The organism is Azospirillum sp., from assembly GCF_035627195.1.
In the GTDB taxonomy this organism is placed as follows: Bacteria; Pseudomonadota; Alphaproteobacteria; order Azospirillales; family Azospirillaceae; genus Azospirillum.
This window is the reverse complement of record NZ_DASPMG010000305.1, coordinates 1-26,999: the sequence shown is the minus strand read 5'-3', so window position 1 is coordinate 26,999 and position 26,999 is coordinate 1. Positions and strand designations below refer to the sequence as shown.

Below are 26,999 nucleotides of genomic sequence, written 5' to 3'. Positions count from 1 at the left end.
GCAGCCCCTAATCAAGCGCAGTCTTCCATGCAAGTTTGAGGTGGTTCACGGGAGACGCGCGCCCGTGCCCTCCCAAGTCTCGAAGTCTGGCCGAATGGAGGTCTCTATGAAACGTCTCGCCGCGACGATCGCATCACTCGTTCTTCTCGCCTCCTCGGTGGCCCATGCGCAGCAGGGCGCGGCCACGTCGGGCCCCAGCACCCGTCCGGGCATGCTGACGCTCGACGATGTCCGGGCGGTCTCGCCGGCGCTGGAGACATACGCGCAAGGTCGCATCGACGGCGATCTGTGGAAGCGCCCCGGCCTATCGCCGCGCGACCGCAGCATCGTCACCGTGGCGGCCCTTATCGCCCGCAACCAGCCGGTCGAGATGCCGCGCCACGTCACCCTGGCGCTCGACAACGGCGTCAAGCCGGGCGAACTGTCCGAGATCATCACCCATCTCGCCTTCTACTCCGGCTGGGCGAACGCGATGACGGCGGTGGCGGTCACGAAGGAAATCTTCGCCCAGCGGCGTATCACGGCCGACTTGCTTCCCCCGGCATCGCCCAAGCCGCTTCCCCTCGACGAGGCCACCGAGGCGCGGCGCGCGACGGCCGTGGCGCAGACCTTCGGCGCGGTGGCGCCGGGGGTCGTGCAGTACACGACGGACGTGCTGTTCAAGGACCTTTGGCTGCGCCCGGACCTCGCGCCGCGGGACCGCAGTCTGGTCACCGTCAGTGCCCTGCTCGCCTCGGGGCAGGTGGCGCAGATCCCCTTCCACCTCAACCGGGCGATGGACAACGGGTTGACGCGCGAGCAGGCCTCGGAGGCGCTCACCCATCTCGCCTTCTACGCCGGCTGGCCCAACGCCTTTTCGGCGCTGCCCGTCTTCAAGGAGGTGTTCGAGAAGCGCCCCGGCTGACACGGCACCCTGCCGCCCCTCCGGTCCTCACTTGCCCCGGTAGCGCAGTGCATCGACGAGCAGCGCGAAGGCCGGTGAGGACTGGCGGCGGCTCGGGTAGTAGAGGTGGTATCCGGACCAGGAGGGGCACCAGTCCTCCAGCACGCGCTGGAGGCGCCCTTCCTCAATATGCGGCTGTGCCAGATCCTCGGGCATGTGGGCGAGCCCGAAACCGGCCACCGCCGCGTTGAGGATGTGGAAGATGCCGTTGAAGACGAGCTGGCCGTCCACGCGCACGCGCAGTTCGTGACCGTCCTTCTCGAACTCCCACGCATAGATCCCTCCGTGCGTGGGAAGCCGCAAAGTGACGCAGGTGTGGCCGATCAGATCCTGCGGCGTCTCCGGGAGCGGGTGCTTGGCGAAATAGGAGGGCGCTCCGACCACCGCGAAGCGGACGTCAGGCCCGATCCGCACCGAGATCATGTCCTTGGCGACCTGCTCGCCGAGACGCACGCCGGCGTCATAGCGCTCGGCCACGATGTCGGACAGGCCGTAGTTGTTGATGAGTTCGACCTTGATGTCCGGATACGCGCGCAGGAACGGCTGCAGCTTCGGCCAGAGGAGGCCGTCGATCGCGTAATCGGTGGCGGTGATCCGGATGGTGCCGGCCGGCTTGTCCCGGAACTCGCTCAAGGCCGCGAGTTCGGTCTCGATCTCGTCGAACCGGGGGCCGATGGTCCGCAGCAGGCGCTCGCCAGCGTCCGTTGGGGAGACGCTGCGGGTGGTGCGGGTCAGCAGCCGGATGCCGAGCCGTTCCTCGAGCTGACGGACGGTGTGGCTGAGCGCCGACTGGGAAACACCGAGCTTGGCGGCCGCCTTGGTGAAGCTCTGCTCCCGGGCGACGGCCAGGAACGCGAGGAGGTCGTTGACGTTTTCGCGCGGCATTGATGAAGCCCATTCATGGGATCGGGCGAATTCCGGCACTCTACCGCAAACTAGGTCATCGCGTTATCGCCTTCCTGCGCGGAATTCATGAGCTGGGTCGATAGACCCATGCGCAATCCACCGGCTAATCGCGAGCGCCTGCACCGACTAGATTCTCGCTCAACAGCGGCCTCACGAGGGCAAGGACCGGAGGATGGAGACCATGGACATCACGCGCGTTGGCTCGCAGCCGTCCACCAAGGGGCCGGACGAGTGGTTCACCGGCACGGTTCGCATCGACCCGCTCTTCCAGGCGAACGCCCCTGCTCGCGCGATGGCCGCCAGCGTCACGTTCGAGCCCGGCGCCCGCACGGCTTGGCACACCCATCCGCTGGGGCAGACCCTGATCGTCACGGCCGGCGTCGGCCGGGTGCAGCGCGAGGGCGGTCCGATCGAGGAGATCCGCCCCGGCGACGTGATCTGGTTCCCGCCCGGCGAGAAGCACTGGCATGGCGCGTCGCCCACCAATTTCATGACGCACATCGCCATCCAGGAGCAGCTCGATGGCAAGGCTGTCGACTGGATGGAGAAGGTGACGGACGAGCAGTACGGCGCATAGCGCATCAACCCCGAGGAACGGTTGCATGGAACTGACGATCAACGGCACCACCCGCCGGGTGGAGGCCGAAGCCGATACCCCTTTGCTCTGGGTGATCCGCGACGAGCTGGGCCTGACCGGCACGAAGTATGGCTGCGGCAAGGCTCAGTGCGGTGCCTGCACCGTGCTGGTGGACGGCCAGCCGACCCGCTCCTGCGTCACGCCGGTCGAGAGCGTCGTGGGCGGCGCCATCACGACCATCGAGGCGATTGAGGAGGACCCGGTGGGCCGGCGCGTGGTGGAGGCCTGGGTGGCGAACCAGGTGCCGCAGTGCGGCTACTGCCAGTCGGGCCAGGTCATGGCCGCCACAGCCCTGCTGAAGCAGAGCCCGCACCCTGGCAAAGCGGACATCGCCGCTGCCTTGGTCAACCTCTGCCGCTGCGGCACCTACAACGCCATCGCCGCCGCCATGCGGCAGGCCGCCCAGGGTTGAGGAGGAGATGACCATGGACGGTTCGAATCCCTTGCACGTCGCGTTGGACGCGCTGCCTGAAGGGCGGCCGGCCAACCTGTCCCGCCGCGGCTTTCTCGGGGCCTCGCTGGGTACGCTGGTGCTCGCCGTGGCACTTCCCGGCGGTATCGCCCGCGCCCAGGGACCGGCTGCTCCGGCGGTGAAGCCCGGCAGCCGCGTGCCCGCCTTCCTGGAGATCCGCCCGGACGGCTCCGTGCTGCTGCGCAGCCCCTTCGTTGAAGGCGGCCAAGGCATCGCCACCGCCATGGCGCAGATCGTCGGCGAAGAACTGGACGTCGATCCGAACCGCTTCACTGTGGAATGCGCGCCGCCCGGTCCCGACTACGCGCTGGTGAACGGCCGGCGGTTCACCGGTGGCAGCTACTCGGTCCGAACCAGCTACGAGCCAATGCGCCGCCTGGGTGCCACGGCGCGGCAGATGCTGCTGCAGGCAGCATCCACCCGCTTGAGCGTGCCGGTGGCGAGCCTGTCCACCGAACCCGGCCGCGTGCGCCACGCCGCTTCTGGCCGCGTGCTCGATTACGGCGCACTCGCTGCTGAAGCTGCCACCCTGCCGGCGCCGGAGGCCGCGCCGCTGCGGGCGGAGAAGGATTTTCGCTGGATCGGCAAACCCGTCCCTCGGCTGGATGCGCGCGACAAGTCCACCGGCAAGGCCGTCTACACCATAGACCTTGCAATCGATGGGATGTTGCAGGCCGCGGTGCAGCACGCCCCGCGCCTCGGCGGCGAGCCGGGCGCCTTCGCCAACGAGGCGGAGGTGAAGGCGATGCCGGGGGTGCATTCCATCCACCGCCTGCCGGGCGCCGTGGCGGTGCTCGCCGACCGCTGGTGGCGCGCGCGCCGCGCGGTGGAAGCGCTTCAGGTGACCTGGACCGAGCCCGCCCCGGACACCCGCAACGCCATGCCCGCCGACTTCTCCTCCGAGGGGATGCGCGCCGCGCTGGCCGCCGCCCCGGGCCACGGCATCGCCGCGGAAACCCAGGGCGATGCCGCTTCGGCTCTGAAGGGCGCCACGCGGGTGGCCGAGGCGACCTACGATGCGCCCTATCTGGCGCACGGCCAGCTTGAGCCGCCCTCGGCGCTCGCGCGCTGGAACGCCGACGGCACGCTGGACCTCTGGCTGCCGAATCAGGCGCCGGAGATGTTCCAGCGCGCCGCCGCGGCCATCGCCGGCATCGCGCCGGAGAAGGTGAACATCCACTCGCCGATGCTCGGCGGGTTCTTCGGCCGGCACTTCCTCTACGAAACCGCCAATCCCTTCCCGCAGGCGATCCTGCTGTCCAAGGCGGTCGGCCGTCCGGTGAAGCTGATCTGGAGCCGCGAGGAGGAGTTCCTGCGCGATGCGCTGCGCCCGATGGGGCTGGCGCGCTTCCGCGCCGGACTCGACGCCCAGGGGCTGCCCGTGGCGCTGGAGGCCGAGGCGGTGGGCGAGGGGCCGACCGGCCGCCTGTTCGGCCGCAAGCCCGATGCCGCGGACTCCTCGGCTGTGGAGGGCATCGCCGGAAAGCCCTACGCCATCGCGAACAGGCGCGTCGCGCACGTCCCGCTGCCGCACCCGACCATCCTCGGCTTCTGGCGCTCGGTCGGGCATTCGATGAACGACTTCTTCTACGAGACCTTCTTCGACGAGATGGCCGATGCCGGCCGGCAGGACCCGTACGCGCTGCGCCTCCGGCTGCTGGCCGACAAGCCGCGCCACAAGGCGCTGCTGGAAGCAGTGGGGGAATTCTCCGGCGGCTGGACGCGCGGCCCCTTCACCGCGGCCGACGGCAGCCGGCGCGCCCGCGGCGTCGCCATGGCCTCGCCCTTCGGCAGCGAGGTGGCGACCATCGCCGAGGTTTCGGTGAAGGACGGCACGGTGGTGGTGCACGACGTCTGGGTGGCAATCGACCCCGGCCGCGTCGTGAACCCGGCGATCGTCGAGGCCCAGGTGAATTCAGCGGTGGCGCTCGGCCTTTCTTCGGCACTGCTGGAGGAGGTGGTCTATGCCGACGGCCTCCCCCAGGCACGCAACTTCGACGGCTACCCCATCCTGCCACCCGACCGCATGCCGCGCGTGCACGTGCACATCGTCGAGAGCGGCGCGCCTATGGGCGGCATCGGCGAGCCGGGCCTGCCCGGCGTGCCGCCGGCCGTGGCCAACGCCGTCGCGGCGCTGACCGGGCAGCGTGTCCGCAGCCTGCCGCTGTCGAAGACCCGCTTCGGAACCACGTGACCGTAGAAAGGACGATCATGAAACGTCTCATCGCATCCGCCCTCTCGCTCGCCCTTGTCGGTGCGGCCCCAGCCTTTGCCGAGAGCACGGTGATTTCGCCGAACGGCTCGCGGCCCTCGGCCAAGGGACCGGCGCAGTACTTCACCGGGTCCGTCGTCGTGGATCCCCTGTATCCGGCCAACGACCACACGTCGTCGTCGGGCGGCCTCGTCACGTTCGAGCCCGGAGCGCGCTCCGCGTGGCACACCCATCCGGCCGGCCAGGTTCTCATCGTCACCAACGGGACAGGGTGGGTGCAGGAGGAAGGCGGCGCCAAGCGGGAGATCAAGCCGGGCGACGTCATCTGGACGCCGCCGGGCGTGAAGCACTGGCATGGAGCCACCGCCACCAACGGCATGAGCCACATCGCCATCACGAACATGATCGGCGGTAAGAACGTCGAGTGGATGGAAAAGGTCACCGACGACCAGTACCAGAAATAAGTGAAGCGAATTGTTTCGAGCAGTTCGAAATGCAACGGCACAGGCGGCGGACGCACGACCCGCTGACCGCCTGTGGTTCGTGCCGACAGAAATGAGTTGAGATGCGCCCAAAAATCATTTGCCACATGGTCAGTTCAATCGACGGCCGCCTGCTGGTCGATCGGTGGTCCTCGCCAGCGTACGGCGTCGATGCGAGCATTCTGCTCGAGCATTACGATCGGGTTGCGGCGCGATGGAATGCGGATGGCTGGATCGTCGGTCGCAAGACCATGGAGGCCTATGCCACGGGAAGGACGCGCACTCCGGCCCGGGCCGGGACTGGCTTGCGCGACACCTACATCGCCGACCGCAAGGGCCGCGCCGTTGCCGTTGCCATCGACCCGCATGGCAAGCTGCGTTACGGCCAGGACAATGCCGGCGGGGACCACATCGTGGCGGTTCTCGGCGAACAGGTATCGGACGACTATCTTGCCGAGTTGCGCGAGGACGGCGTTTCGTACCTGTTCGCCGGACCGGACGGAAGGAACCTGCACCGGGCCATGGACACCCTCGGCGATGCCTTCGGCATCAGGACCATCCTTCTCGAGGGCGGCGGCCTGACCAACGGCGCCTTTCTCAAGGCCGGACTGATCGACGAGATCAGCCTGCTCGTGTATCCCGGCATCGACGGCTTGGCGGGTGTGCCCAGCATCTTCGAATACATCGGGAATGCCAATGAACGTCCTGCCGCCGGCCTGTCGCTTCGCCACACCGGCGCCGAGACCCTGGAGGGCGGCATGGTGTGGCTCCGGTACACGGTGGAGCAGGGTGCGGAATCCGGCCGGTGAACCGTGTCGCCGCAACGGCGCCGGTTCCCCAATCCGGAATATCACGGGAACACGAGCCAAGAATGAAGATGCCGGTGCGTCGGATGCTGTTAGCCGTGGTCGTTCTCCTGGGCTGCCTGCTGATCGGCGCTTGCGCTTACGTTCAGCATCCCAAGTTCGGCAAATTCCCCGAGGGCGATCACCTCCGCATCGTCGAGGCCTCGCCCAACTATGCCGACGGGGAGTTTCGGAACCTGATCCCCACGCCCATGTTCACCGACGACCGCAGTTTTGCTTCCGTCCTGTTGAGCAACCTGTTCACCGGAAGCGAGCGCCCGAGACCAAGCGCCCCGATCCCCACGGTAAAGACGGACCTGAAGGCTCTGGACCCGGGCCGGGACACGGTCATCTGGCTCGGGCACTCCTCCTACTTCGTTCAGCTCGCCGGCAAGCGGGTCCTGATCGACCCGGTGTTCAGCGTCGAGGCCGCTCCCGTTCCCTACGCCAATCGGGCGTTCGACGGGACCAGCCTCTATACGGCCGAGGATATGCCGGACATCGACTATCTGCTCCTCACGCACGATCATTGGGATCATCTCGACCATCCCAGCGTGACGGCGCTGGAGCCCAAGGTCAGGACCGTCGTCGGCGGGCTGGGCATGGGGGCGTACTTCGAGCCTTGGGGCTATGCGCGCGAGAAGATCCATGAAGCCGACTGGTTCACGTCGTTGGAACTGGACAACGGCTTTACTGTCCACGTACTGCCCGCCCGTCACTACTCGAGGCGTCTGCTGACCCGGAACAAGACCCTCTGGACGGGGTACGCGCTGGAAACCCCGGCGCGGCGGATGTTCTTCAGCGGCGACAGCGGCTATGGCCCGCATTTCGCCGAGATCGGTCGCCGCTTCGGGCCATTCGATCTCGCCGTGCTGGATGGCGGGCAGTACGACCGGCGCTGGGCCCATATCCACATGTTCCCCGAGGAAGCCGCGCAGGCCGCCGAGGATCTGCTCGCCGTGGCTCTGCTTCCCGGCCATGTCGGCCGATTCACCATCGCCAAGCACGCCTGGGACGAGCCGTTCAAGCGCATCACCGCCGCGAGCGACGGTCGGCCATACAGGCTTCTCACGCCGCTCATTGGCGAGCCTGTGTTCCTTGGTGAAACGGATCAACGCTTCTCCCGCTGGTGGGAAGGCATCGAGTAGAGCGCGACGGAGGCGGGGGCTACTCGACGTGAGGCCGCTGAGCCGGAGCCGGATAGCGCATGCCCGGGCCGGGAATGATGGAAGCCGGATGGCTGATGACCCGGACATGGCCGCATTCTCGGCGGGACTTATGAGCAGCCGCGATAACGCTTATTAAACCAGCTCATGGAACGCGACCGATCCGCCGGCATTAAACAAACTGAATTAGCTATCTTCCGAGGGTAAGAAGCGTTTCCAGGTTGAGCGGAGATTCACAGGTCACCGCTTGATTGATCCCCTTACCCCCTGGCCTTCGGATGAGTGCAGCCTCCCTGTCCTTCGCTGAAGCAGGTGCCGGCTGATGATGAAAGACCCTTCCGCGTGCGCAGCGCCGCACGCTTACGGCCATGCAGGGTGCGCGCTGTTCCAAGGCGCTTCGCGCATCGGAAGCCGCGTTGCAGCGGTGTGGACACGCTGCTGCATCCGGTTGAACGCGCTGCGGTGCCGATGAGAGTTCGGGCTGACGGCGTCGGAGGCAATCCTGCCCTGGCCCGCCGCCCGAACCAGTTCCGTAAGGACAGGAGGGACGCGAATGAGCAGCTCCGATGTGACGCGACGAGAGTTCCTGGAGGGCGCCGCGGCCGTCGGCGGTGCCCTCGCCGGGGGACAGATGCTGCCCGGAGCCGTGCCGCCGGCCGCCGCGCAGGGCGTCGAACCGGGGTCCCCTCCGCTCAGCGTCCTGCTCCGCGTCAACGGAAGCGAGCGCCGGCTGACGCTCGATCCCCGCACCACGCTGCTCGACGCCCTGCGCGAGCACCTGCACCTCACGGGCTCGAAGAAGGGCTGCGGCCTCGGCCAGTGCGGCGCCTGCACGGTGTTGATGGACGGGAAGCGCGTGAAATCGTGCCTCTCGCTCGCCGCTCTCGTGGACGGGCGCGAGATCACGACCATCGAGGGCTTGGCCCAGGGCGATCAACTCCATCCCCTGCAAGCCGCGTTCATCGAGCGCGACGCCTTCCAGTGCGGCTATTGCACGTCCGGCCAGATCATGGCCGGCGTTGCCTGCATCGCGGAGGGGCATGCCGGCTCGCCGGAGGAGATCCGCGACTGGATGAGCGGCAATTTGTGCCGCTGCGGCGCCTATGACCACATTGTCGCGGCCATTCAGGACGCGGCCCGGGCCACCGGTTCCACACAGGGAGGGTGAGCCATGCACCCCTTCACCCTCGAACGCCCACGCGACCTAGCCGCCGCCCTCGGGTTTCGCGCCCAGGCCGGCCGCACCGACGCCCCCGCCGAATATATCGCCGGCGGCACCGATATGGTGCAGCTTCTGCAGGAGTACGTACGCCGGCCCGAGCGGCTGGTCAGCCTCGCCGGTCTTCTCGACAACCGCATCGAGGTTGGTCCGCAGGGACTCAGGCTCGGCGCCGCCGCCACGATGGCGGAGGTGGCGGCCCACCCCGCCGTGGTCGAGCAATTTCCCGTCATTGCCGAGGCGCTGCTGAACTCGGCGAGCCCGCAGGTCCGCAATCAGGCGACCATGGGCGGCAACCTGCTCCAGCGGACCCGCTGTCCCTATTTCCGCGATGTCGGTTACGCCGCCTGCAACAAGCGGGCGCCGGGGTCCGGCTGCGCCGCCATCGGGGGCGAGAACCGCTGGCACGCGGTGCTCGGCACGAGCGAGACCTGCATCGCCGCCAACCCGTCCGATCTTGCCGTCGCGCTGGTCGCTCTCGACGCGGCGGTCGAGGTGCGCGGCGCCGCCGGGCAACGCACCGTGCCGCTCACCGATTTCCACCGCCTTCCCGGCGCCACGCCGCACATCGAGACGGTTCTCGAGCCCGGGGAGGTCGTCGCCGCCATCACGGTGCCGGCGAACCCGACCGCTCGCCGCTCGCATTACCTCAAGGTGCGCGACCGCGCCTCCTTCGAGTTCGCGGTCGTGTCGGCGGCGGTGGCGCTCGATATGGACGGTCCCCGCATCCGGCAGGCCCGCGTCGCCCTGGGCGGGGTCGGAACCAAGCCGTGGCGCGTTCCCCGCGTCGAGGCGGCGCTGGCTGGGGCCAGCCTCGACCCGGCGGCGCTCCGCTCCGCCGCGGCGCTCGCCGCGGATGGCGCGCAGGGGCGGGGACACAACGACTTCAAGATCGTCCTCATGCAGCGCGCCATCGTGCGTGCCGTCGAAACCGTGGGAGCCCGCGCATGACCAGCGCCCTCATTGGACAGCCCGTCAGCCGCGTGGACGGCCGCCAGAAAGTCACCGGCGGCGCCACCTACGCCGCCGAATTCGACATGCCGGGGCAAGCGCACGCGGTTATCGCGCGGAGCACGGTTGCGAAAGGCCGCATCGCGTCCATCGACAGTGCGGCGGCGGAACGAGCGCCCGGCGTTCTGGCCGTCCTGACCCACCGCAACGCGCCGAGGCTCGCCTACCGCGAACACAAGGGTTTGGTGGATCCGGATGTCGGCGAGCGCCTGCGGGTGCTTCAGGGCGACCGGGTGAACCACCAGGGGCAACCGATCGCGCTCGTGATTGCCAATACCCTCGAACAGGCCAGCCACGCGGCGACGCTGCTGCGCGTCACCTACGCATCGGAAACCGCGGCCACCGACATCAGCCGCATCGAGCCGGTTATGCCCACCCAGCAGAAGACGGACCAGGGCGAGCGCCGGCCGCCGGAGACGCGGCGCGGCGATCCCGAAGGAGCCCTTGCGGCGGCGGAGGTCAGGGTTGACCAGACCTATGTGATCCCGCGCGAGAACCACAACCCGATCGAGATGCACGCCACCATCGCCGCGTGGGAGGGCGACCGGCTGACCCTCTGGGACAAGACGCAGTGGGTGCACAACACGGCCGAGGAGATCGCCTCCGTGTTCGGCATTCCGGCAGCGAACGTCCGCGTCGTGTCCCCCTTCGTCGGCGGCGCCTTCGGTTCATCCCTGCGCACATGGCCGCATGTGACGCTGGCGGCCCTCGGTGCCCGCGTGGCGGGGCGGCCGGTCAAGCTGATGCTGTCACGACGCGAGATGTACTACGGCGTCGGCTTCCGCCCGCACACGGTGCAGCGTGTCGCCCTCGGCGCCTCGCGCGACGGCCGTCTCTCCGCGATCATCCATGATGCTCACCAGGAGACGTCCACCTATGAGGAGTATTCGGAGGCGCTGATCAACGCGAGTCGGTTCCTGCATTCGTGCCCGAACGTCCACACGCGGCACCGTCTCGCGCCGCTGAACGTGCACACGCCGACTTATATGCGGGCTCCAGGAGAATCGAGCGGCATCTTCGCGCTGGAATCAGCCATGGACGAACTCGCGGTGGCGCTGAACATCGACCCGGTCGAGCTGCGCCTGCGCAACGAGCCGGAACGGGACGAGTTCAAGAAGCTGCCGTTCTCAAGCCGCTCGACGCGGGAATGCTACCGGGCCGCCGCCGAGCGTTTCGGTTGGAGCCGGCGCACCGCCGAGCCGCGCTCCATGCGCGATGGGCGCTGGTTGATCGGCTGGGGGATGGCGACCGCGACCTACCCGATGAACTACGCGCCGGCCTCCGCCATGGCGCGCCTGTTGCCCGACGGCACGGCCGAAGTGGCGAGCGCGGCGACCGACATGGGGCCGGGCACCTGGACCTCGATGACGCAGGTGGCCGCCGACGCTCTCGGCCTGCCAATCGAGCGGGTGACGTTCAAGCTCGGCGACAGCCGGCTGCCGAAAACGCCCCCGCATGGCGGGTCGATGACCATGGCGAGCGTCGGGAGTGCCGTTCAGGCCGTCTGCCGCAAAGCGCGCGAGGACGCGCTCGCGCGTAGCGGCGCCGGCGACGTCATGGACGCCATGCGCCGCCTCGGTCAACCCGTCGAGGCCTCGGTCGACTTGAAGCCCGGCGACGAGGCCGCGCGGTTCTCCATGCACGCCTTCGGGGCGGTGTTCGTGGAGGTCGCCGTCGACCCGGATCTTGGGGAGACGCGGGTGCGGCGCATCGTCGGCGCCTATGGGGTGGGCCGCATCGTCAACCCGAAGACGACCCGCAGCCAGTGCATCGGCGGCATGGTCGGCGGTATCGGCATGGCACTCATGGAGCATTCCGTGGTGGATGTCCGCAACGGGCGGGTGCCGAACGCCAACTTCGCCGAATATGCGGTGCCGGTCCACGCCGACAACCCGCCGGTCATGGACGTGATCTTCGTGGAGGAGCACGATCCGCACGTGAACCCGCTTGGCGTGAAGGGCGTCGGCGAGATCGCCATGGTGGGCGTTGCGCCGGCGATCGCCAACGCCATCTTCCACGCTACCGGCAAGCGCATCCGGGATCTGCCGGTCACGCCCGACAAGCTGCTCTGACAGACCGGAAAGGGCCGACTCACAGTGTCGGTCACCGAAGGAGCATTATGACGGACCACCTTGGCGATTTGCCGAACCTGTCCTCGTCTCCATCCTTTCCACGGGCCTGACGTGGCCAACGGCCCATGCGAGTTCTAAAGAAGCCGAGGACGCAGCTGACGATCTTGCCTCGCATTCATGAGCCCGGCTAATAGGCTCATGCAAATGATAGCCGCTAATCGGATGCGCTTGCTCCGATTAAATTCTCTTCAACAGAAGGCGCAGGCAGCACAGCTAAATAATGTGATGCCATGGCAATGAAGAAGGGACGGCTCGGCCGATCCAACATATTCAGCCGCGCTTTTCTGGCGAAACCAACGCTTAGGAGAATTTCATGAACATCCGTCGCATTTCCGCGATTGCCCTGACCGCCACCGTGCTGACCTCAGGCGTCAGCTTCGCCCAGTCGACCAGTGCCGGCAGCTTTGAGGCCCAGCTGAACGAGGCCAAGTCCATCAGCCTGCTCGATGTGGAGCGTGATCGGCGCAGCACCGTCGCCAATCAGCTGAATGTCGCTGAGAACCTGTATGCTCAGGGAAACATAGCCGAAGCTGAGCCGTACCTGCGCCTGGCTCGCGGCATGCTGGGCCTCGACAACACGGCCCCGAACCCGGCAACCCAGGTCGGCGAGCGCACCGGAGCCGGCAACGCCATCAATTAACCGACCCACAGTGGAGGGAGCCTGCTGACAGCGGGCTCCCTCTGTGTGCCCGAAGCTCGCCTGCGCCCAGCTATGGCGATCCATTGATTTCTGACGCCTAACTGGTTCCGCGCTCGCCCCTTGGATGGAACTCTCGCTACAGGTAGATTCGGGGCAGTAGCGGAAAATCGTTGATCGTGTCCGTTAAACGGTGGATTCCGGACAGGCCGCTCGGTGGTACTGAGCGTCCGGTTGGGTCAAAAGCGAGAATAAAGCAGCGCGTTAGGCTCTCAAAAAGAATGAGGCGTCACACGTCGTCCGCGAGTCCGTGACCAGTGTTGCGCTCGGCTCGGCGCGAATTGAAAATTCGCACCTCACCTCACGCCCCTGCTGTTTGCAATTGTGATCGCAACACGTGGCGAGACAGGTCGGGGCTTGTCTCATGCGGTAACCGTCTGATATTATAGCATATTTTCTCTTTGAGACAGTTTCCAGTCCATATAAGAAGTTGTTGCAGTCGACCAGGGCCAGGGTGCGCATGGCGGTCAGCGGCGATGGAAGCGGATCGTCGACGTGATGACGCCCCAGACCTGGAAGTCCTCGCGACCGGTCACCTCCACCGGTCGGTACTGCGGGTCGTCGCTGTTCGGTGCGAGGTAGGCCCGGCCGCAGCGGATCAGGAGCCGCTTGCAGGTCAGTTCGCCGGCGAGCGCGGCAACGATCACGTCGTCATGCCGAGCCGTGAGGCTGCGGTCGACGATCGCCAGATCCCCGTCGTGGATGCCGGCGCGCGTCATGCTGTGGCCGCTGATTCGCAGCGTGAACGTCGCGCTGGGGTGCGGAACCAGCACCTCCGCGAGGTCGATCCGACCCTCGACGTAGTCGGCGGCGGGGCTCGGGAATCCGGCCGAAACCTTGGCCTCGATCATCAAAACCGGACACGCACTGGCGTGCACCGGCTGTGGCTCCATTCCCATGACACCCCCTCCATCCTGCCGCCGACACCGGCGGGTCTGAATTCAGGATGTTGAGGACGGGGAACTTTTCAAGAACAAAGATGCCTACCGCCAGCCGAAGACCCACACGACAACGGCGCGCCCACACGCCCACAAGAGCAGCGCGAGGCCGGCGACCACACCGCACCAGAACGCCGCGGCTGAGCCCAGCACCTGAGGCCCAACAGGGCGGCGGAACGGAAGAGTCGGATCCTGAGGGTAGCGCACCCGGTCGATGGCGAAGCCAACTGCGTCCATGCTGGAGCTTACGGCAATGCCGATCAGGTAGAGCAGCGCCAGAAGGCTGGCGATGCCTACGATAAGGGGTAAGGCGTGACGCTGAAGTTCCATGAATCCGCTCGCGTTCTTGGTCAACCCCGCGCCGCCCTCCACGCGGCCGCGAAACCCGGCGCCACCGTGTAGGTATCGCCTACCCGCTGGTACCAGCCGCCCTCAGCAAGCGGCAGGACGCTTCCCTGACCCTGTACCGTCATGGTGACGTGCGCCAGGGCAGAGATCAGCACATCGTGCGAACCGTGTTTGTCCTCGATGACCGGTGCCTTCAGCTCTCCAGCGACAACATCATCGATGACATCGAGATAGCCCGGATCATTCACCAGCGTTTTGGAACGGCTGCCCGAAGGCGCGTCGATGGGTGGCGCCTTCGGCGCGGCATGACGGGGCTGGAAGGTTGCGGGGAGAGGTTCATTCGGGGGCACGCCGCCCCGGCGTTCACGGCGGCAGCTTGGCGGTGCGGGCGGCCAGCATCGCAAGGCTTTCCTGGTATGGGAAGCTGGTCGGCAGCGAGAGCTTGATACGCGTCACCATCTCGGTGACCCGCGCCGCCACCTTGATGAGGTTGAGGCGCAGCGTGTCGAACTGCGCCTCGCGCCAGAACGACGCCTTCGGCGCCAAGCCGCGCAAGGTGTGCAGCAGCCAGTAGGCGGCGGTGTGGATGAGCAGCCGGAACTGGTTGGCGGTGGCCTTGCTGCACGACGTCCGGTCGGAGGCGAGATGCAGCTTGTGCGCCTTGATCCAGTTCTCCATCCGGCCGCGGGCGCAGTAGATGGTCTCGTACAGCGCCCTGGGCGTGCCGGTCAGGTTGGTCACGATGAAGCGCGTGTCGGTGCCCTGGGCCGACGCCTCGATCCGGGCGATGACCCGCCGCTCGACCTTCCAGGGGCGCGCCGCGTAGCGGAACTCGCGGAAGCGTCGGACCTTGTCCGCCTCGCCGGCCAGCCGCCCCATCGCGGCGTCTTCGGCCAGATCGGTGACGCGCCCGAGCAGGATCTTGTTGCCGCCCAGGCCGAAGACGTAGCCGACGCGGTTGCGCTCGCACCAGCTCATCGCCTCGTGGCGGCCGTAATGGCTGTCGCCGCGCACCAGGATGTCGACGCGCGGCCAGCGGGCGCGGATGGTCCGCACGACGTGGCGCAGCACCAGCGCCACCTCGGCGCCGTCCGGCGTCTTGCCGGGGCGCAGGATGACGGCGACCGGCTTGCCGGTGGTCGCCTCGTAGATGTGCATCGGCAGGAAGCAGCGCCCGTCGTAGTGGGCGTGGAAGAGGGACAGTTGCTGGGCGCCGTGGACGCGATCCTCGGTGTCGTCGATGTCCAGCACGAGGCGCCGCGGCACCGTGGCGAAGCTGTCGCAGAACAGATCCACCATGGCCGCCATCATGCGCTTGAGCGCCAATGGACCGGGCCGGTTCTCCAGGCGGCTGATGGTCGGTTGCGAGCACAGGTCGGCACCGCTTTCGGGCAGCCGGCCGACCGCCATCTTGAAGGCGGGATCGCTGCGCAAGGCGTCGCAGTCGTTGGCGTCCGGGTAGCCGGCGGCGATCAGCAGGGCGCGGAACCGGATCATCTCCGCCAGCGTGTGCTGGATGCGCTTGGGCGCGCGGGGGTCCTCGATGCAGCCTGCCAGGCGCTCGCAGATCCCGAGCCGCCGGTCGATCTCGGCCAGCAGCAGGACGCCGGCGTCGGAGGTGAGACGGCCGCCATCGAAAGCGGCGATGACCGGCTTGCCGGCAACCGGTGACAAGCCGGGCAGAACCCCGGTACTCTCGGCCATGGCGGGCGTGAACTCCGTTGATCCGTGGTGAGACTGCTTCAGCACCAGAATCATACACGAATTCAGCGGCTTAGACTCGCGCCCGCCGTCCCAGCTTCAGCTCTGGTGAATTTTCCGGGATAGTCGCTCCGCATCTTCTCCTCCGCCCGCTGGATGACGCTCGACACCATAGCGCTCCAATCCTTCAACATGACGGCCTCACTTTCTGGATCAGACGTTAATCGATCTACCCGCGCCTCTCCGCAGGAACAAGGCGCGGGGCAAGAGCTTCGTGGACAGTTCCATTTTGCTCAACGAACCAAACGCCATCCCCCAAGAATTCCAGGCGCCTTCGGCACCAATCGAACATCATTCGATAAGTCGGCGTATCGGGAACGGCGATTCCGAGATAGTCCGGCAGGATCATGTTGCCATCAACGTACACTCTTTTCTTGCCACCTTCAATTTGGGGAAGCTGCGCGACAGCCGCGTCCCAACTCTGTTGCATTTTCAATCGGGTAAACGCTTCACCGAACCTTGCGGAACTTGGCTTCTGCGAGCCGCCGCCTTTAGCTTCGATGACCAAATAACCTTCCTGCCATTTAATAATAACGTCAGCGCCGGGCGCGCCCTTTGTTAAGAGTTGAAGGACTTTGCCGCCTTTGCGCTCAAAGTAGGCCGCAACAGAGGCCGCCACCTCGTCCTCCACTAAAAACGTTCTCTCATTGCGAGGCGGCAATGGCATTGCAATGCCATCCCTAAATGGACGCGTGATCGGCTATGCGGCCGGTTACAAAATCTTCGGCCAACTTGTACGCCTGCCCCTCGACAATGGCGGCATCGCTAGCAATCGGAACGTCGCCGATGCACCGACCGGCGCTCAGCACCAGGAACCGACTGCCCTGACGCTCGACGGTGCACATGCGGGTGGGGCGCTTTTTCATGCCGGGCTCCGTTTCTGGATCACCTACATCTCTCAGAGTTTATTACGCATTTCTTCGCGAGCCCGCTCCAACTCCTTGCATTGAGGCTCCCACCCCTTTAGAAATCCGCCAGCCCAGGACCAATAAGGGTTTTCGTATCGTATCGCAGTACGGCTTGGCAGCAAGTGCATTTCACCCTCTTCGTTAATTCGGACATAGAGTCTGTCGTTGCGCCAGTGGATGAACCGCTTACCGCCCAAATAAGTATCTCCGGATGCTGGGCCATGTTTTTTACTCAGCGCTTCAATTATCAGATCAATTTGATGATGTGGCAGAATTCCATTGAACACGTAGGTGGCCGCATATAACTTGCTACACTGGAGATCGTGATGATAGATCACGCGAACCGGCAGCCCAAGGAGGTTGTCTTCATAATGCAAGTTATTGGCGCGGAAGGGTTCGGGCGGGTTCACCGCTTCATTCAATTCCGTGCTTCGATGGTCAAGGAAGCGTGCGCTTTCTTTGCGACGCACGTCTTCAATCGAGTCGTACCAAAACGCCTGCCTGAAATGAGGTCCGCCGGGTACACTCTGTGCCGCGCTTTCGGCCGCCACCGGAACGCCGAACGCAAGAGCCCAGCCTGTCGCGATTGCCGCTGCTGAAAGCGAGCATTGCTGTTTCATCGCCATGTGCTAGGTCTTCCTCCTTTTCGAGAATGTCGCCTACCAAGGCGCCAAGCTGAGGTCTACGGCCGTGCGATACGCTACGATGCTGGCACGGGTCATGCGTGCAGCGTGTTTCATAGCAACGCTTGCAGGCCGGACGGAGGCGATACCAACAGAACGATGATTATAACCGCAATCGTGAAAAGGGCTATCCCCGCTGTATACAAGGCATCCGACCGACTAGGTTGATGCCGGACCGCTGGGCTTCGGACTGTAACCTGGAGTGATTTGCCTCGCCTAGTGCCAAGAGCACCCACACCGAAGAGAATGCTTCCTGATAAGCACAGCACACCGCCGATGATCACCATCAACAATTGGCGCTGTAACAGCCCAATATTGTGCACCGCTAGATCGTCAGCACTGGGTGTTGCGTAGCTGGTCGGCACCGGGACGGTGGTATCCATCATCATTCCAATGATGACCACGCCCAATCCGAGGAGTGCAATGAATGCCCCGGCCGTACGCATTTGCTGAACTTCTCCTTTGACCGATAGGGCTACTCGCCAAGCTGACACCCTTTTATAAACCACGTTGTGGCAACGGGATACGCTTGGCCCGCACCGCCATTGCCATCCTTGTGAAGGGTGCTGTAGACCACGCCGGCACTAAGATATAGCGTATCCATGTAGGGCACCCCGCCAAATACATACGCGACAGTGTAGTAGGACGGGCCGCGGTTCAGCACCACCCCTTTGACGGTCTGCCCTCTATAGGCCACCATCACATTCTCTGAGCCGGCGAGAAGATACTGAATATCTGCCTGAGCTACGCTTTCGGTCTTTTGGGCGAAGATGGCGCCGTCATATTCAGCTCGATGCCCCGTAATGCCCCCTCCAGGACACCAATAGGTAACCGCCTGGGCTCCGGTCGCATACAGCATAGTCGAGATCAATGCGCCAGCACCCACCAAGACCGTCTTGCCCATCACTTGCACTCCATTTCTATATTTGCTGTCTCTAAATGTTCAGCGGCATGCGGCAACGGCGTTGTAATAGAAGCCGCTGTTGAGGGGGCCCTTGTAACCGTTCATCTCAAGGTGACGGACCTCCACCGGTCCTCTGCAAGCATTCCTGAAGCGGTTGGTGATCTCCTGCTTGGCCTCGCCTTCGTCCGGCGTAAACTGGACGATGCCATTCATCGAGAAGCCACGGCCGCCGTCGGGCAGCACGGTAGGCATTGGGAAGTCGTAAGGGCTAGCGGCGCAACCGGTCAGGATGAGAGCGACAGTGATGATAAAGGTCCTGGCCATTATGCCTCCCTTATAGGATTTGGCGGCTTGCTGTCAGGGGCTTCCCCGCCGCAGCGGTAACCTCCAGCCGAATCCGCCCGGCCTCGGGACGCAATTCGCCGCCCATTGCCTTGCAGATCATGCCATCGTCCATGGCCGCCGCGTGGGTGGCTGCCTCTATCGCACAATGAAAGTCAGGCAGCCATGTCACTGGGGTGTTCCTTCCGTAGGCGTCGTTGCCGTTGATGCACAGGGAGGTGATTTCCAGACCCTGGCGTCGCAACGTGACGCCGACTGAATATTCATGCTCATCATCGCATGCTGCAATGAGATACGCGACGTTGCTCCTTTGCCTGGGGTCGGGATCATATAGGAACGCCACAACATGCGTGACGCGCGAAATTGACAACTCTCCATGCCCCACGGCGACGCCTCCTATTCCAGAAAGTCAGGCTGCACGGCTGGCGCTGCGCGCCGCCCATGCCTTGTGCTCCGGGCGTCGGTAGACCGGCTTCGCGTCGGCGCGGTCGGCACGCGTCAGCTTCATCGTGGTCAGATCCATCTGGGCGGTGTAGATGTGCACGCCCGGCGGCGCAGCCTCGATCTCCGCCCCGTGGCAGTCCGTGACGTGCACCCACACCCTCATCCCGATCCATTCGGCCGGGCAGGTCCACCACGACCGGCCGAACAGCAGGGTGCCATCGGCCCGCACGCGGCGCAGGCCGGCGAGGGTGAAGCCGTCAGGCGCCTTGATGTCACGCTCGCTCGGATGGGTGCGCTGACGACGCTTGCCCAACGTGGGCGGCAGATCGCGGCGATGCGGCCGACACTCTGCATGCCAGAACTCGGCCGGCTCCATGCCGGCCCACCGGACCATGCCAGCGCACACCGGCCTCCCACAGCTGGGGCAAGTGCCATAGATCTCCATCGCATCGGCCACGGTCGCGCCCTCGCTCCTATTCCCGCTCTGTGACCCGTGCGTCGTCGGGGCGCCGCATCAGGTGATACGTCATCGCCTCGGCGATCGGTCCCATAACCAGCTCGTGTCCGAGTTGGTCACCGTGATGGTGGACGGTGAACGGAAACGGCGTCTCCGGCACGGTGTTGTAGATGCTGACCGGCGACGAAGGCTCGTTCAGGGCCTTGCTCATGGTGAAATTCTCCCTTGCTAGAAAGTCTCAGACTTCTCGGACAGTACCGGCATAACCGGGAATGTTGGAAGGCTTACCCATGAGGCGGGCGCCTTGCACATAGTCTCTGGCCACGATCTCTCCGAGGTGATCCAGGGTGCGGAGCGGAAAATTGTAACCACGATCAACTATGTTGAGCGCGAAACCCGCTTCGACGAAGGCGGCCAGGAACGGCACCAAGCCGGTCTTTTTCCACGCGTAGGGCCGCGCCGGATCGACGCACAGCACCATCAGGCCGCTGTCCAGCGGCTCGAACGCATAGGCGCCAGCTTCCAGCGGGTGCGGAAGGATGTGGCGCTCATCGATACCGCGCTCGTGCGCCTGGATGTAACGGCAACGGAAGCCGCCGCAGACTTCTGGCCTCTCCTCGGCATCGTGGATCACACATCCGACGTCGCAGATGTGCTGGCAGGGGCTGAACGGCGGCTTCTGGAGATCCTCGATGGCCGGAATGAAGCAGCACAGTGTGCAGCCGCTGCATGTCCCTACGACTATGCGCTTTTGCCGGTTGGTTCGCCGCTTTGCTTCGCCCATCGCCGTGCTTCTCTGTTCATGAATAAGTATGATCTACGCGGTCAAAGCATAGAAGCGCACGAGACGCTATCTCACGCCCGGCCTCCTCTGAGCCGGGCTCGAACCATATTTTCATCCACCACTTCGGGCTCGACCACGCATACCAAAATCCACATTTGCCTGGGGCCAGCTCCGATGCTCGCTCTACGATTTGCTTGAGCGCCTCCTCGTTGTCCGAGGAAAAGGAGACCTCCTCCCAGGTAGCGGGCTTGTGCTTCATCGAAGGGCAAGCGCAATTTCTGACAATCACGAGGACTGGCCCTCCTATTCCAGATCGGGACGCATCTGCCGCGCCCAAGCATACAGTCGTGACTTGTCCACTCCCCAGCGGCCAGCCACTTCGGCCGCGCTGGTTTGCGTCGGGTCGCGCTCCAGCAGATCCTTTACGGCCTGCCGGCGCTCAGCGTCCGAAAGAGCGGCCGGGCGGCCTAGCTTGGCGCCGCGCTTGGCCTGTTCCTCTCGTGCGCGGCCCATGGCCTCGCGCTTTAGCGTCCTCTCGGCCTCGTCCACCAGGGCCGCCACCTCCAAGCGCGGTGTGTCTGCGGTCAGGATTACGCCAGTGAGTGCGTCACCGGCACGCCGCCCGGTGTCAAACAGCAGATCCAGCACCGTGCGAATGTCCAATGCCGAGAAGCCCAGGCGAGCCAGCCCAGGCACCCACAGCGCAGCGCCTTCGCGCAGATCGGCCAGCACGGCAGCGCGGCGCGTCAGGTGGGCGGCCGTCATCACGCGCGGGCGAACCTGCGGCACCGGATCGACGTAGAGTAATCGCGCCTCTTCGATCCTCGGCAGCACCAGGGCGCGCAGCTCCTTGTCGGCGGGGCCTCGCTTGGTCAGACGATAGTATGCGCGGTCGAGAGCCATAGACTTTTTGGTGTGGTGAAACTCATTGCGTTTGCAAGGTACCACGGTTTTCGCTACTCTACAAGGAATGGAACGGGCCGCAGCCGGAACGCGCGCTGATCGGTCCATCAACCGCCCGACATCGAGGACCCGCCTATGCCCAACCTGTCGCCGGCCCGCATCGCCCTCCTTCGCGCGCTGGACGCCGGCGCCGAACTCCGCACCAACGTGAGCTTTGGCTATCCGGATTGGGCCAAGCGGGTGCCCAACACCCCGTCGGCACCTCGACAGCAAGTGGTTCGGGCCGCGCATGATGATGGGCACCTGACCCTGATGCGACGCGAGCCGTCCGGCCATTGCATTGCGGTTGGTGGGACCGAGTACCCCGTACACAATTCCGTCTGGACGATTTCGGCTCTGGGTCGGGACGCCCTGGCACAGTCCACTGCCGGCACGGCCGGCTGACCATCTGGAAACCGCCGCCCCTATCAACGAGGACCAGCACCATGGCCGAGAACCGCCAATTGCATGAGGCACGGCGCCCTGCCGACCTTCGAGCCGTCCGCGTCGTGCAGTGGGCAACTCCCGCACAGCACCTTACAAGCAACGGCAGAGGGGGACGCCCTTTGTAGAACGCCGGCGGCCCCCGCCTATGCCAGCAACCGCCCGGTCAGCCTTGCGCCTCACGAAGAAACTGCTGGGCCGCCGCGTGCGCTTCTCTCGCTACGCTCAACAACGTCGTCAGCGCCTGAACATTGGCCTCGCTTCGCAGATAAGCATTGCGCAAACTGTTGAGCCGGTTGACCTCCGCTTTCATTCGCTGCTCCCAACCTTCATCCCCACTGTAAAACAGGTTTTGCGGGTCAACGATTACCGACATCTCTCCTCTGCCCCCCCGCCCCCGGTTCCTACACCGAACATTCCTGTGCTCCCTGTGGGCCTTAAAACTGCTCTCTATGTCCCCATCAAAGACAAGCCACACTTCATAGTCACAGATTTCAAAATCATCGGACGAATGATCATCGGCATACTTGAAGGCGCGAGGCACCCTATCCAACTGCGCCTTAAGTTCGTCCCCGCTTGCTTGACTCTTTTGGATCAACGCTGGCAGAGACCCGTCATTTTCTTCCCCGAGCACTACCTCACGAAAATATCGCTCATAACGCTCAAAGACATTCACCACCGTTTCTCGTTTCTTATCGGCAAAACGTAACAATTCGCGGTGATGAACCATCGCAAGGATCACAGCTTGGAACGACGTCGCACCATAGAGCATCAGTTGATAGGCAGGTTCACGGAACACCTCCAGAAGTCCGTTTGCCACGGCACGCGCATGAGAGCCGCTTCGGAGCATCTCAGGCATCTCATCCTGGATGATGCCCACCTGCGTAAGCAGGCGGTCTCTGACAAACGCCTCCGTATTGACCTTCAACCGTTCATCAATGACATTCCCGAGATTGCTGAGCACATCCAGCACCTGCAGCATCAGCCCCTTCACCTCTTCTATCTGCCGTGAGATGTGATCCAGCTTCTCTTGCGTTTGATCCTTATTCAGGATCTCTTTCGCATTAACGATAATGTCGGTAAGTAACTTTACTCCTTCTACGATTGCTACAATCGTGTAGGGATTCACATAGAACGTGACGTTATGAGCCGTGCGAAGCTGAAAAACCTGAACCCCGTTTAGGTCGTGCTTTTTGTAGGTTTTTGTCGACGCGTCAAACAGATGCAGCAAATCGTCCATAGCCTTACTCCTACCGCTGATTGCCGTGCTTCGCAGCGCAAGCCAGACTTCCAATGGACGGGCCAACAAATGGCCTCCGTGCGTTCAATGAAGACGCGCTTCCTCCGCACGCTTTTCTAAACCTTAGGCTGGTTACCATAATATCTACAATGCCGGAATACGGATAGCCTCCTATCCACTCGGATAAGGTGCTCGATGCGCTGATCGCTTTAGACGGCGCGCCTGTCGAGACCGGCGTCGTCCCGACCGGGGCGATTGATGCCGCCGCGACATGACACAGAACACGCCAAGCCCCTTGAGGAGAGCACCATGCTTTGCCGCGACACCGCCGTCGATCGACTGCTCGCCCGCCTCGCCAGGGAGGAGGAGAAGGCCCCCACCCGCGCGCTGGCGCAGGCCGCCGGGTATCACCTCGAACACACGGGCGGCGGCTGCGTGGTCTGGGAGCGCGAGTTGACGGACGGCACCGTGCTGTGGATCTTCACCGAAGGCGCCTCGGTTGATGCGGGCGCCGACGACGTGGCCTGGATGGTCCGCCGCCAGTCGCTGGGCGACGACGGGAGCTTGGTCGAGGTGAGCGAGGCCCTGACATTCGCCGCCGCGCTGGACCTGGCGAACCAACTCCCCTCGCCGGTCGAAGAGGACCGGGAGGTATAGGGGGACGGTAACCAAAGCTGCGTAAAGTTCACACATCGGCGAGCTGAGGTGCATCCTGAGCCGAAATGGCCACGGAGGGCGCCTCTGACCGCGGAGCTGGGACCGCAATCTGCGACGGCAAGGGAGCGGGAACACGCGCGAAGTTCAGGGTGTAGTGTCCGAAGCGGTTGATGTGTTCGGTCTGGTAAGGGCTCAGGTTGGCCAAAGCGTCCGCGTCCACCGCGATCTCCTCGATGGCCATCTGGTCCAGGGCCCGCGTCATCGACGCTATGGTGTGGAAGATCAGCAAGTTGGAAACCAAGTGGTTGTACTTGATCAGCTTGCGTTGCTCGTCCCGCACGCCCTCGCTCACCAGCCCACTCTCGCCGAAGGCGGTCCATTGAGCATACTTGTTGAACAGCTCGCTCTTGTTGGTCGCCGCTTGGATCAAGTGGCGCAGTTCGAGCGAGGACAGGAAGTTCAGCAGGAAGATCGTCCGGACCACCCGGCCCAGTTCCCGGAAGGCGAAGTACAGCTTGTTCTTGCGGCTGTAGGTGCCGAGCCGGCGCAGAATGGCCGAGGGGCGGATCCGCCCGGCGCGAACCGACAGGGCCACGCGCAGCATGTCGGGCAGCAGCGTCTCGATCAGCTCCCAATCCACCGTCGCGGTGAACAGCGTGTCGATGTGCTCGTACCGGCTTGCCTTGTCCGGTCGGTAAAAGTGCAGGTCCTGCCAGTTGCGGATCCGCGGCATCAGCTGGATGCCGAGCAAGTGAGCCAAACCGAAGATCGGGGCGCTTTGCCCCTGGGTATCGGCATGAAGGGTGTCGGGCTGGAGAGCCGACCGGCTCTCGGTGACGAAGTCCAGAATGTGGTTGCCCTCCCAGGCACCGCAGGCGATGAAGCGGGAGAACAGGGCGATGTAGGTGTCCGACACCAGGTAATAGCCGATGCCGCCATAGCCGCCGTAGCGGATGTGGTACTCGGACATCAGGCTCTGTGGATGGAGATCCCACTGCGTGCCATCAGCCGAGGCCGATCGTCCCGACCCCCAGTGCCGCGGTAGATCGAAGCCGGCGTAGGCGTCGATCACGGTGGCGATCGCGGCGTCCAGCGCATCCTCGGTGATGTGCCGCTGGTTGAGGAAGGCGATCTGCCGCCGGTCCAGGTTCTTCATGGAGCGCGCGGCCTGGGATGGGCCCAGCTTGCAGCCGTAGCAGAAGACGGTGGCAAGGTACCGTTCCTGCGGTCGCTCGATCCGGGCGTCGAAGCCGGAAATCGGGCCGAAGTGGCGGGTCCAGTTCAGCCAGTGCTCGGTGTCGGCCAAGGCGTCTACCAGATCGACCGGAGCGAGCCGCTCCTTCAGCTGACGCTCCAAGTCGGCGGCGCCGGCGGCCTCAGGCTTGGCGCGCAGGCGCTTCAAGACCGGCTCGCCGTTCACGATCTCGACGTGGTCGTTGTCGGGGAAAGCGGCATCGACGGACTCCGCCGTCGCCGCCAGCCGCTCGCGCAAGGCGGCGACGATCCCCTGCGGTGTGGCCGGCAGGCCCGCCTGCTCCGTGTAGGCGGCGATCTCCCGTTCGTAGGTCTCCCACGGCACGAGTTGGGCGCGGTAGTCGCCGTAGGCGTCACTGCCTGGGATGCACAGGTCGCCCGACCGGAGGTCGTTCATCACCTGGGTGAACAGGCACAATTCGAAGGTCCGGCGATCCACGGTCGTCGGCATCGGATCGCGGCCGTTCTGCCCGGTGACCAGCAGCCACCAGGCCGGTGAAACGAAGGAAAGATCGAGGCTTGGCCGACGCTCTCGGCCTTCGACGTTCGCTTCGTCATCGGCGACGCGCAGGGTGGAGCCGCGCTGGGACCGCTGCTTCAGCATGAACGCGATGGCCTCTTCGACGCTGCGGTCCTGCGATGTCGATGTCAGGGGCACGATCTCCAGAAAACGCAGAAACGCCCCGCGCAGCCCGCGATAGAAGCGGGGTAGAAACGGCAGATGGATGTGGCTGGCCGCAGCCGCGTGGGCCTCGCAGCGATCGAGGATCGTATCGGCATCGGGCAGCGGCAAGGACTCGATGGCGGCCAGCCGTTCCTCGCCGCTGCGCTCGGTGCGGCAGGCCAGCACCGTCTCGCGCAGTAGGGCGATAAGTGCGCCGGCCTGCTCGGTCTGTTCGAGCTGATGAAGCCGCAAGGCGTCCTGCGCGCGGGCATGCATCCTCTGCATCTGCCGGACGAACATGTCGGCCAGATCGTCCAACGTTCGCGCAATCTGGTTTTGCAGCAGCGCCGCCATCACGGACAACCGCTTGGGCTCGACCATCCGGGACAGCACGTTGGCGGTGAGGCAGCGCGCCTCGGCGGCGAAGTGGCGGACCTTGGCGTCCGGGACCTCGGCGAATACCGCGGTGTCGGCGCCCTGCTCGCGCAGCCAATCGAGATGGCGCAGGAAATCCTGCAGGTGGCGCGGGGTCGGCCGCTTCGGTTCGGTCTTCACGCGGTCCCAGGCGGTGCGCGTCTGGCCGGGCGGCAGAACCAGCAATCCGTTCAGGCGGTCACGCACGTCGGCGCCCAACGCGCCGGCAACCTGCCGATGGTACCCACGGTTGATCGCGGCGCGGGCGGCCAAGGCGATCCGCAGCAGGGTGTCGAAGGCCGGCAGTTCGAGCCGCTGGCGCACCAACTCCTCGATGGCGGCGTTGATGATGTCGGCGGCCTCGTCCCGGGCGCGGGCGGCGGCGACACTGGCCCGCACGGCGGTGCGGCGGATCGTCGGGCCGTCGTTGGAAACACCGACGAAGTCCCGCACCGCCGCCGTGAGGCGGACGCGGTAGGTGGAGCTGTCGTAATCGGGCAGCGTGTCGAGAGCGCCGCGGAGATCGGCGATGGTGGCCAGATGGTCGCGGATCGCGGGCGGCACCTGCGCCAGGGCGACGAAGTAGCCCAGGTGCTGATAGGTTTTGAGCAGAACGAGCAAGGCAAGCCGCGGCCCCGCCCGCCGGGTGCGGCCAACGACGAAGACCATCTCCGCCGCCGTCGGCGTGAAGCCGGCCAGTTCCGCCATGCCAAGCGACGCCGCCAAGCGCGGATAGGCGGTGTCCTGGATCAGGGGCATCGCGGAAAATCCAAGGTCGCGGGTCCGGGAGCGCCATCGGCGGACCCGGTCTGTTACTTATTCTATTCACGGACCGTTTGCATGTCATAGTCTGCGAGACGCGATTGCGTGACTGTTCGGCGCCGGATGACGACGCCGGTTTCCGGTGTCACGCAATCGGCCGTTGGCGTGACGGGAGGGAGCATGCTCCTGGGGGCACCGTCAACTTGTTGATCACCCATTTGCCGGGGCGGGCCGTGCGGGGTATGGGACGGCATGACGACGCACCCCGATCCCCGCTACGCCGGCTACCGCTATCCCGCCGAGATCATCGCGACGGCGGTTTGGCTGTACT

Annotated in this window: 30 protein-coding genes; 13 read left to right on the top strand and 17 right to left on the bottom strand. The window is 65.0% G+C overall.

Annotation, left to right across the window (positions count from 1 at the left end; translation table 11 throughout):
• The first annotated feature begins 106 nt into the window (after positions 1–106).
• On the top strand, positions 107–904 hold the full coding sequence (locus tag VED21_RS27775) for a carboxymuconolactone decarboxylase family protein (RefSeq protein ID WP_324888206.1): 798 nt from the start codon (positions 107–109) through the stop codon (positions 902–904).
• Between the two features lie 27 nt (positions 905–931).
• Here the strand turns inward: VED21_RS27775 and VED21_RS27770 are convergent, their stop codons facing one another.
• Positions 932–1,828 (bottom strand): LysR family transcriptional regulator, encoded by an 897-nt coding sequence (locus tag VED21_RS27770; RefSeq protein ID WP_324888204.1) that lies wholly within the window; start codon positions 1,826–1,828, stop codon positions 932–934.
• 193 nt (positions 1,829–2,021) lie between these two features.
• Here VED21_RS27770 and VED21_RS27765 point away from each other — a divergent pair, with 193 nt between their 5' ends.
• From VED21_RS27765 to VED21_RS27720, 10 genes are all read left to right on the top strand, one after another.
• The gene (locus VED21_RS27765) at positions 2,022–2,426 is read left to right on the top strand and encodes a (R)-mandelonitrile lyase (protein ID WP_414638320.1); all 405 of its coding nucleotides are present in this window, start codon (positions 2,022–2,024) and stop codon (positions 2,424–2,426) included.
• 25 nt (positions 2,427–2,451) lie between these two features.
• Positions 2,452–2,898, top strand: a complete 447-nt coding sequence (locus VED21_RS27760; RefSeq protein ID WP_324888202.1) for a (2Fe-2S)-binding protein — start codon at positions 2,452–2,454, stop codon at positions 2,896–2,898.
• A gap of 13 nt (positions 2,899–2,911) precedes the next feature.
• A complete protein-coding gene (locus tag VED21_RS27755) occupies positions 2,912–5,152 on the top strand; it encodes a xanthine dehydrogenase family protein molybdopterin-binding subunit (RefSeq protein ID WP_324888200.1) in 2,241 nt (746 codons plus the stop codon).
• 17 nt (positions 5,153–5,169) lie between these two features.
• A complete protein-coding gene (locus VED21_RS27750; RefSeq protein ID WP_324888198.1) occupies positions 5,170–5,634 on the top strand; it encodes a (R)-mandelonitrile lyase in 465 nt (154 codons plus the stop codon).
• A 101-nt stretch (positions 5,635–5,735) separates the two neighbouring features.
• The gene (locus VED21_RS27745) at positions 5,736–6,461 is read left to right on the top strand and encodes a dihydrofolate reductase family protein (protein WP_324888196.1); all 726 of its coding nucleotides are present in this window, start codon (positions 5,736–5,738) and stop codon (positions 6,459–6,461) included.
• 62 nt (positions 6,462–6,523) lie between these two features.
• On the top strand, positions 6,524–7,645 hold the full coding sequence (locus tag VED21_RS27740; RefSeq protein WP_324888194.1) for an MBL fold metallo-hydrolase: 1,122 nt from the start codon (positions 6,524–6,526) through the stop codon (positions 7,643–7,645).
• 571 nt (positions 7,646–8,216) lie between these two features.
• Positions 8,217–8,831 (top strand): (2Fe-2S)-binding protein, encoded by a 615-nt coding sequence (locus tag VED21_RS27735; protein WP_324888192.1) that lies wholly within the window; start codon positions 8,217–8,219, stop codon positions 8,829–8,831.
• Positions 8,832–8,834: 3 nt separating this feature from the next.
• Entirely contained in the window at positions 8,835–9,833 is a 999-nt protein-coding gene (locus tag VED21_RS27730) for an FAD binding domain-containing protein (protein ID WP_324888190.1), read from the top strand.
• Entirely contained in the window at positions 9,830–11,965 is a 2,136-nt protein-coding gene (locus VED21_RS27725) for a xanthine dehydrogenase family protein molybdopterin-binding subunit (protein ID WP_324888188.1), read from the top strand. The genes VED21_RS27730 and VED21_RS27725 overlap by 4 nt, the downstream gene beginning before the upstream one ends.
• Before the next feature lie 373 nt (positions 11,966–12,338).
• Positions 12,339–12,665 carry a hypothetical protein gene (locus VED21_RS27720; protein ID WP_324888186.1) on the top strand — a complete coding sequence of 109 codons (327 nt, stop codon included), beginning with the start codon at positions 12,339–12,341 and terminating at the stop codon, positions 12,663–12,665.
• Between the two features lie 524 nt (positions 12,666–13,189).
• Here VED21_RS27720 and VED21_RS27715 read toward each other — a convergent pair.
• From VED21_RS27715 to VED21_RS27650, 14 genes are all read right to left on the bottom strand, one after another.
• Positions 13,190–13,573, bottom strand: a complete 384-nt coding sequence (locus VED21_RS27715) for a translesion error-prone DNA polymerase V autoproteolytic subunit (RefSeq protein ID WP_324888184.1) — start codon at positions 13,571–13,573, stop codon at positions 13,190–13,192.
• A gap of 132 nt (positions 13,574–13,705) precedes the next feature.
• Entirely contained in the window at positions 13,706–14,014 is a 309-nt protein-coding gene (locus VED21_RS27710; protein WP_324888182.1) for a hypothetical protein, read from the bottom strand.
• Complete coding sequence (locus VED21_RS27705; protein ID WP_324888180.1) at positions 14,011–14,256, bottom strand: hypothetical protein; 246 nt, start codon at positions 14,254–14,256, stop codon at positions 14,011–14,013. The genes VED21_RS27710 and VED21_RS27705 overlap by 4 nt, the downstream gene beginning before the upstream one ends.
• Before the next feature lie 115 nt (positions 14,257–14,371).
• Positions 14,372–15,712, bottom strand: a complete 1,341-nt coding sequence (locus tag VED21_RS27700; protein ID WP_324888178.1) for an IS1380 family transposase — start codon at positions 15,710–15,712, stop codon at positions 14,372–14,374.
• A gap of 226 nt (positions 15,713–15,938) precedes the next feature.
• Positions 15,939–16,400 carry a hypothetical protein gene (locus VED21_RS27695; protein ID WP_324888176.1) on the bottom strand — a complete coding sequence of 154 codons (462 nt, stop codon included), beginning with the start codon at positions 16,398–16,400 and terminating at the stop codon, positions 15,939–15,941.
• 49 nt (positions 16,401–16,449) lie between these two features.
• Positions 16,450–16,635 (bottom strand): hypothetical protein, encoded by a 186-nt coding sequence (locus tag VED21_RS27690; protein ID WP_324888174.1) that lies wholly within the window; start codon positions 16,633–16,635, stop codon positions 16,450–16,452.
• A 32-nt stretch (positions 16,636–16,667) separates the two neighbouring features.
• Entirely contained in the window at positions 16,668–17,303 is a 636-nt protein-coding gene (locus VED21_RS27685; protein ID WP_324888172.1) for a hypothetical protein, read from the bottom strand.
• A gap of 532 nt (positions 17,304–17,835) precedes the next feature.
• Complete coding sequence (locus VED21_RS27680) at positions 17,836–18,264, bottom strand: hypothetical protein (RefSeq protein ID WP_324888170.1); 429 nt, start codon at positions 18,262–18,264, stop codon at positions 17,836–17,838.
• A 39-nt stretch (positions 18,265–18,303) separates the two neighbouring features.
• Positions 18,304–18,588, bottom strand: a complete 285-nt coding sequence (locus VED21_RS27675; protein WP_324888168.1) for a hypothetical protein — start codon at positions 18,586–18,588, stop codon at positions 18,304–18,306.
• Positions 18,589–18,598: 10 nt separating this feature from the next.
• Positions 18,599–18,991, bottom strand: coding sequence for a hypothetical protein (locus VED21_RS27670; protein WP_324888166.1), 393 nt, complete (start codon positions 18,989–18,991; stop codon positions 18,599–18,601).
• Between the two features lie 24 nt (positions 18,992–19,015).
• Positions 19,016–19,426, bottom strand: coding sequence for a hypothetical protein (locus tag VED21_RS27665; protein ID WP_324888164.1), 411 nt, complete (start codon positions 19,424–19,426; stop codon positions 19,016–19,018).
• 97 nt (positions 19,427–19,523) lie between these two features.
• Positions 19,524–19,718: a hypothetical protein gene (locus VED21_RS27660; protein WP_324888162.1), complete on the bottom strand. Its 195-nt coding sequence runs from the start codon at positions 19,716–19,718 to the stop codon at positions 19,524–19,526.
• A gap of 27 nt (positions 19,719–19,745) precedes the next feature.
• Complete coding sequence (locus VED21_RS27655) at positions 19,746–20,291, bottom strand: hypothetical protein (protein ID WP_324888160.1); 546 nt, start codon at positions 20,289–20,291, stop codon at positions 19,746–19,748.
• A gap of 303 nt (positions 20,292–20,594) precedes the next feature.
• Complete coding sequence (locus VED21_RS27650; protein ID WP_324888158.1) at positions 20,595–21,194, bottom strand: hypothetical protein; 600 nt, start codon at positions 21,192–21,194, stop codon at positions 20,595–20,597.
• A gap of 135 nt (positions 21,195–21,329) precedes the next feature.
• Here VED21_RS27650 and VED21_RS27645 point away from each other — a divergent pair, with 135 nt between their 5' ends.
• Positions 21,330–21,638, top strand: coding sequence for a hypothetical protein (locus tag VED21_RS27645; protein ID WP_324888156.1), 309 nt, complete (start codon positions 21,330–21,332; stop codon positions 21,636–21,638).
• Positions 21,639–21,843: 205 nt separating this feature from the next.
• Here the strand turns inward: VED21_RS27645 and VED21_RS27640 are convergent, their stop codons facing one another.
• Entirely contained in the window at positions 21,844–22,917 is a 1,074-nt protein-coding gene (locus tag VED21_RS27640) for a hypothetical protein (RefSeq protein ID WP_324888154.1), read from the bottom strand.
• Between the two features lie 309 nt (positions 22,918–23,226).
• On the opposite strand from VED21_RS27640, the gene VED21_RS27635 reads away from it, so the two are divergent.
• Positions 23,227–23,574 (top strand): hypothetical protein, encoded by a 348-nt coding sequence (locus VED21_RS27635; RefSeq protein ID WP_324888153.1) that lies wholly within the window; start codon positions 23,227–23,229, stop codon positions 23,572–23,574.
• A gap of 28 nt (positions 23,575–23,602) precedes the next feature.
• Here VED21_RS27635 and VED21_RS27630 read toward each other — a convergent pair whose 3' ends face one another.
• Positions 23,603–26,665, bottom strand: a complete 3,063-nt coding sequence (locus VED21_RS27630; RefSeq protein WP_324888151.1) for a Tn3 family transposase — start codon at positions 26,663–26,665, stop codon at positions 23,603–23,605.
• Positions 26,666–26,999: the final 334 nt, after the last annotated feature.

What these genes read in the sequence shown, in the direction of transcription:
- VED21_RS27765 (WP_414638320.1), top strand. Translation starts at nt 2,022, where the DNA reads ATGGAGACCATGGACATCACGCGCGTTGGCTCGCAGCCGTCCACCAAG.
- VED21_RS27715 (WP_324888184.1), bottom strand. Translation starts at nt 13,573, where the DNA reads ATGATCGAGGCCAAGGTTTCGGCCGGATTCCCGAGCCCCGCCGCCGAC.
- VED21_RS27650 (WP_324888158.1), bottom strand. Translation starts at nt 21,194, where the DNA reads ATGGCTCTCGACCGCGCATACTATCGTCTGACCAAGCGAGGCCCCGCC.
- VED21_RS27655 (WP_324888160.1), bottom strand. Translation starts at nt 20,291, where the DNA reads ATGGGCGAAGCAAAGCGGCGAACCAACCGGCAAAAGCGCATAGTCGTA.
- VED21_RS27740 (WP_324888194.1), top strand. Translation starts at nt 6,524, where the DNA reads ATGAAGATGCCGGTGCGTCGGATGCTGTTAGCCGTGGTCGTTCTCCTG.
- VED21_RS27675 (WP_324888168.1), bottom strand. Translation starts at nt 18,588, where the DNA reads ATGGCCAGGACCTTTATCATCACTGTCGCTCTCATCCTGACCGGTTGC.
- VED21_RS27665 (WP_324888164.1), bottom strand. Translation starts at nt 19,426, where the DNA reads ATGGAGCCGGCCGAGTTCTGGCATGCAGAGTGTCGGCCGCATCGCCGC.
- VED21_RS27660 (WP_324888162.1), bottom strand. Translation starts at nt 19,718, where the DNA reads ATGAGCAAGGCCCTGAACGAGCCTTCGTCGCCGGTCAGCATCTACAAC.
- VED21_RS27720 (WP_324888186.1), top strand. Translation starts at nt 12,339, where the DNA reads ATGAACATCCGTCGCATTTCCGCGATTGCCCTGACCGCCACCGTGCTG.
- VED21_RS27770 (WP_324888204.1), bottom strand. Translation starts at nt 1,828, where the DNA reads ATGCCGCGCGAAAACGTCAACGACCTCCTCGCGTTCCTGGCCGTCGCC.
- VED21_RS27640 (WP_324888154.1), bottom strand. Translation starts at nt 22,917, where the DNA reads ATGGACGATTTGCTGCATCTGTTTGACGCGTCGACAAAAACCTACAAA.
- VED21_RS27760 (WP_324888202.1), top strand. Translation starts at nt 2,452, where the DNA reads ATGGAACTGACGATCAACGGCACCACCCGCCGGGTGGAGGCCGAAGCC.
- VED21_RS27725 (WP_324888188.1), top strand. Translation starts at nt 9,830, where the DNA reads ATGACCAGCGCCCTCATTGGACAGCCCGTCAGCCGCGTGGACGGCCGC.
- VED21_RS27685 (WP_324888172.1), bottom strand. Translation starts at nt 17,303, where the DNA reads ATGGCGATGAAACAGCAATGCTCGCTTTCAGCAGCGGCAATCGCGACA.
- VED21_RS27730 (WP_324888190.1), top strand. Translation starts at nt 8,835, where the DNA reads ATGCACCCCTTCACCCTCGAACGCCCACGCGACCTAGCCGCCGCCCTC.
- VED21_RS27755 (WP_324888200.1), top strand. Translation starts at nt 2,912, where the DNA reads ATGGACGGTTCGAATCCCTTGCACGTCGCGTTGGACGCGCTGCCTGAA.
- VED21_RS27630 (WP_324888151.1), bottom strand. Translation starts at nt 26,665, where the DNA reads ATGCCCCTGATCCAGGACACCGCCTATCCGCGCTTGGCGGCGTCGCTT.
- VED21_RS27690 (WP_324888174.1), bottom strand. Translation starts at nt 16,635, where the DNA reads ATGAAAAAGCGCCCCACCCGCATGTGCACCGTCGAGCGTCAGGGCAGT.
- VED21_RS27645 (WP_324888156.1), top strand. Translation starts at nt 21,330, where the DNA reads ATGCCCAACCTGTCGCCGGCCCGCATCGCCCTCCTTCGCGCGCTGGAC.
- VED21_RS27735 (WP_324888192.1), top strand. Translation starts at nt 8,217, where the DNA reads ATGAGCAGCTCCGATGTGACGCGACGAGAGTTCCTGGAGGGCGCCGCG.
- VED21_RS27775 (WP_324888206.1), top strand. Translation starts at nt 107, where the DNA reads ATGAAACGTCTCGCCGCGACGATCGCATCACTCGTTCTTCTCGCCTCC.
- VED21_RS27700 (WP_324888178.1), bottom strand. Translation starts at nt 15,712, where the DNA reads ATGGCCGAGAGTACCGGGGTTCTGCCCGGCTTGTCACCGGTTGCCGGC.
- VED21_RS27750 (WP_324888198.1), top strand. Translation starts at nt 5,170, where the DNA reads ATGAAACGTCTCATCGCATCCGCCCTCTCGCTCGCCCTTGTCGGTGCG.
- VED21_RS27680 (WP_324888170.1), bottom strand. Translation starts at nt 18,264, where the DNA reads ATGGGCAAGACGGTCTTGGTGGGTGCTGGCGCATTGATCTCGACTATG.
- VED21_RS27745 (WP_324888196.1), top strand. Translation starts at nt 5,736, where the DNA reads ATGCGCCCAAAAATCATTTGCCACATGGTCAGTTCAATCGACGGCCGC.
- VED21_RS27635 (WP_324888153.1), top strand. Translation starts at nt 23,227, where the DNA reads ATGCTTTGCCGCGACACCGCCGTCGATCGACTGCTCGCCCGCCTCGCC.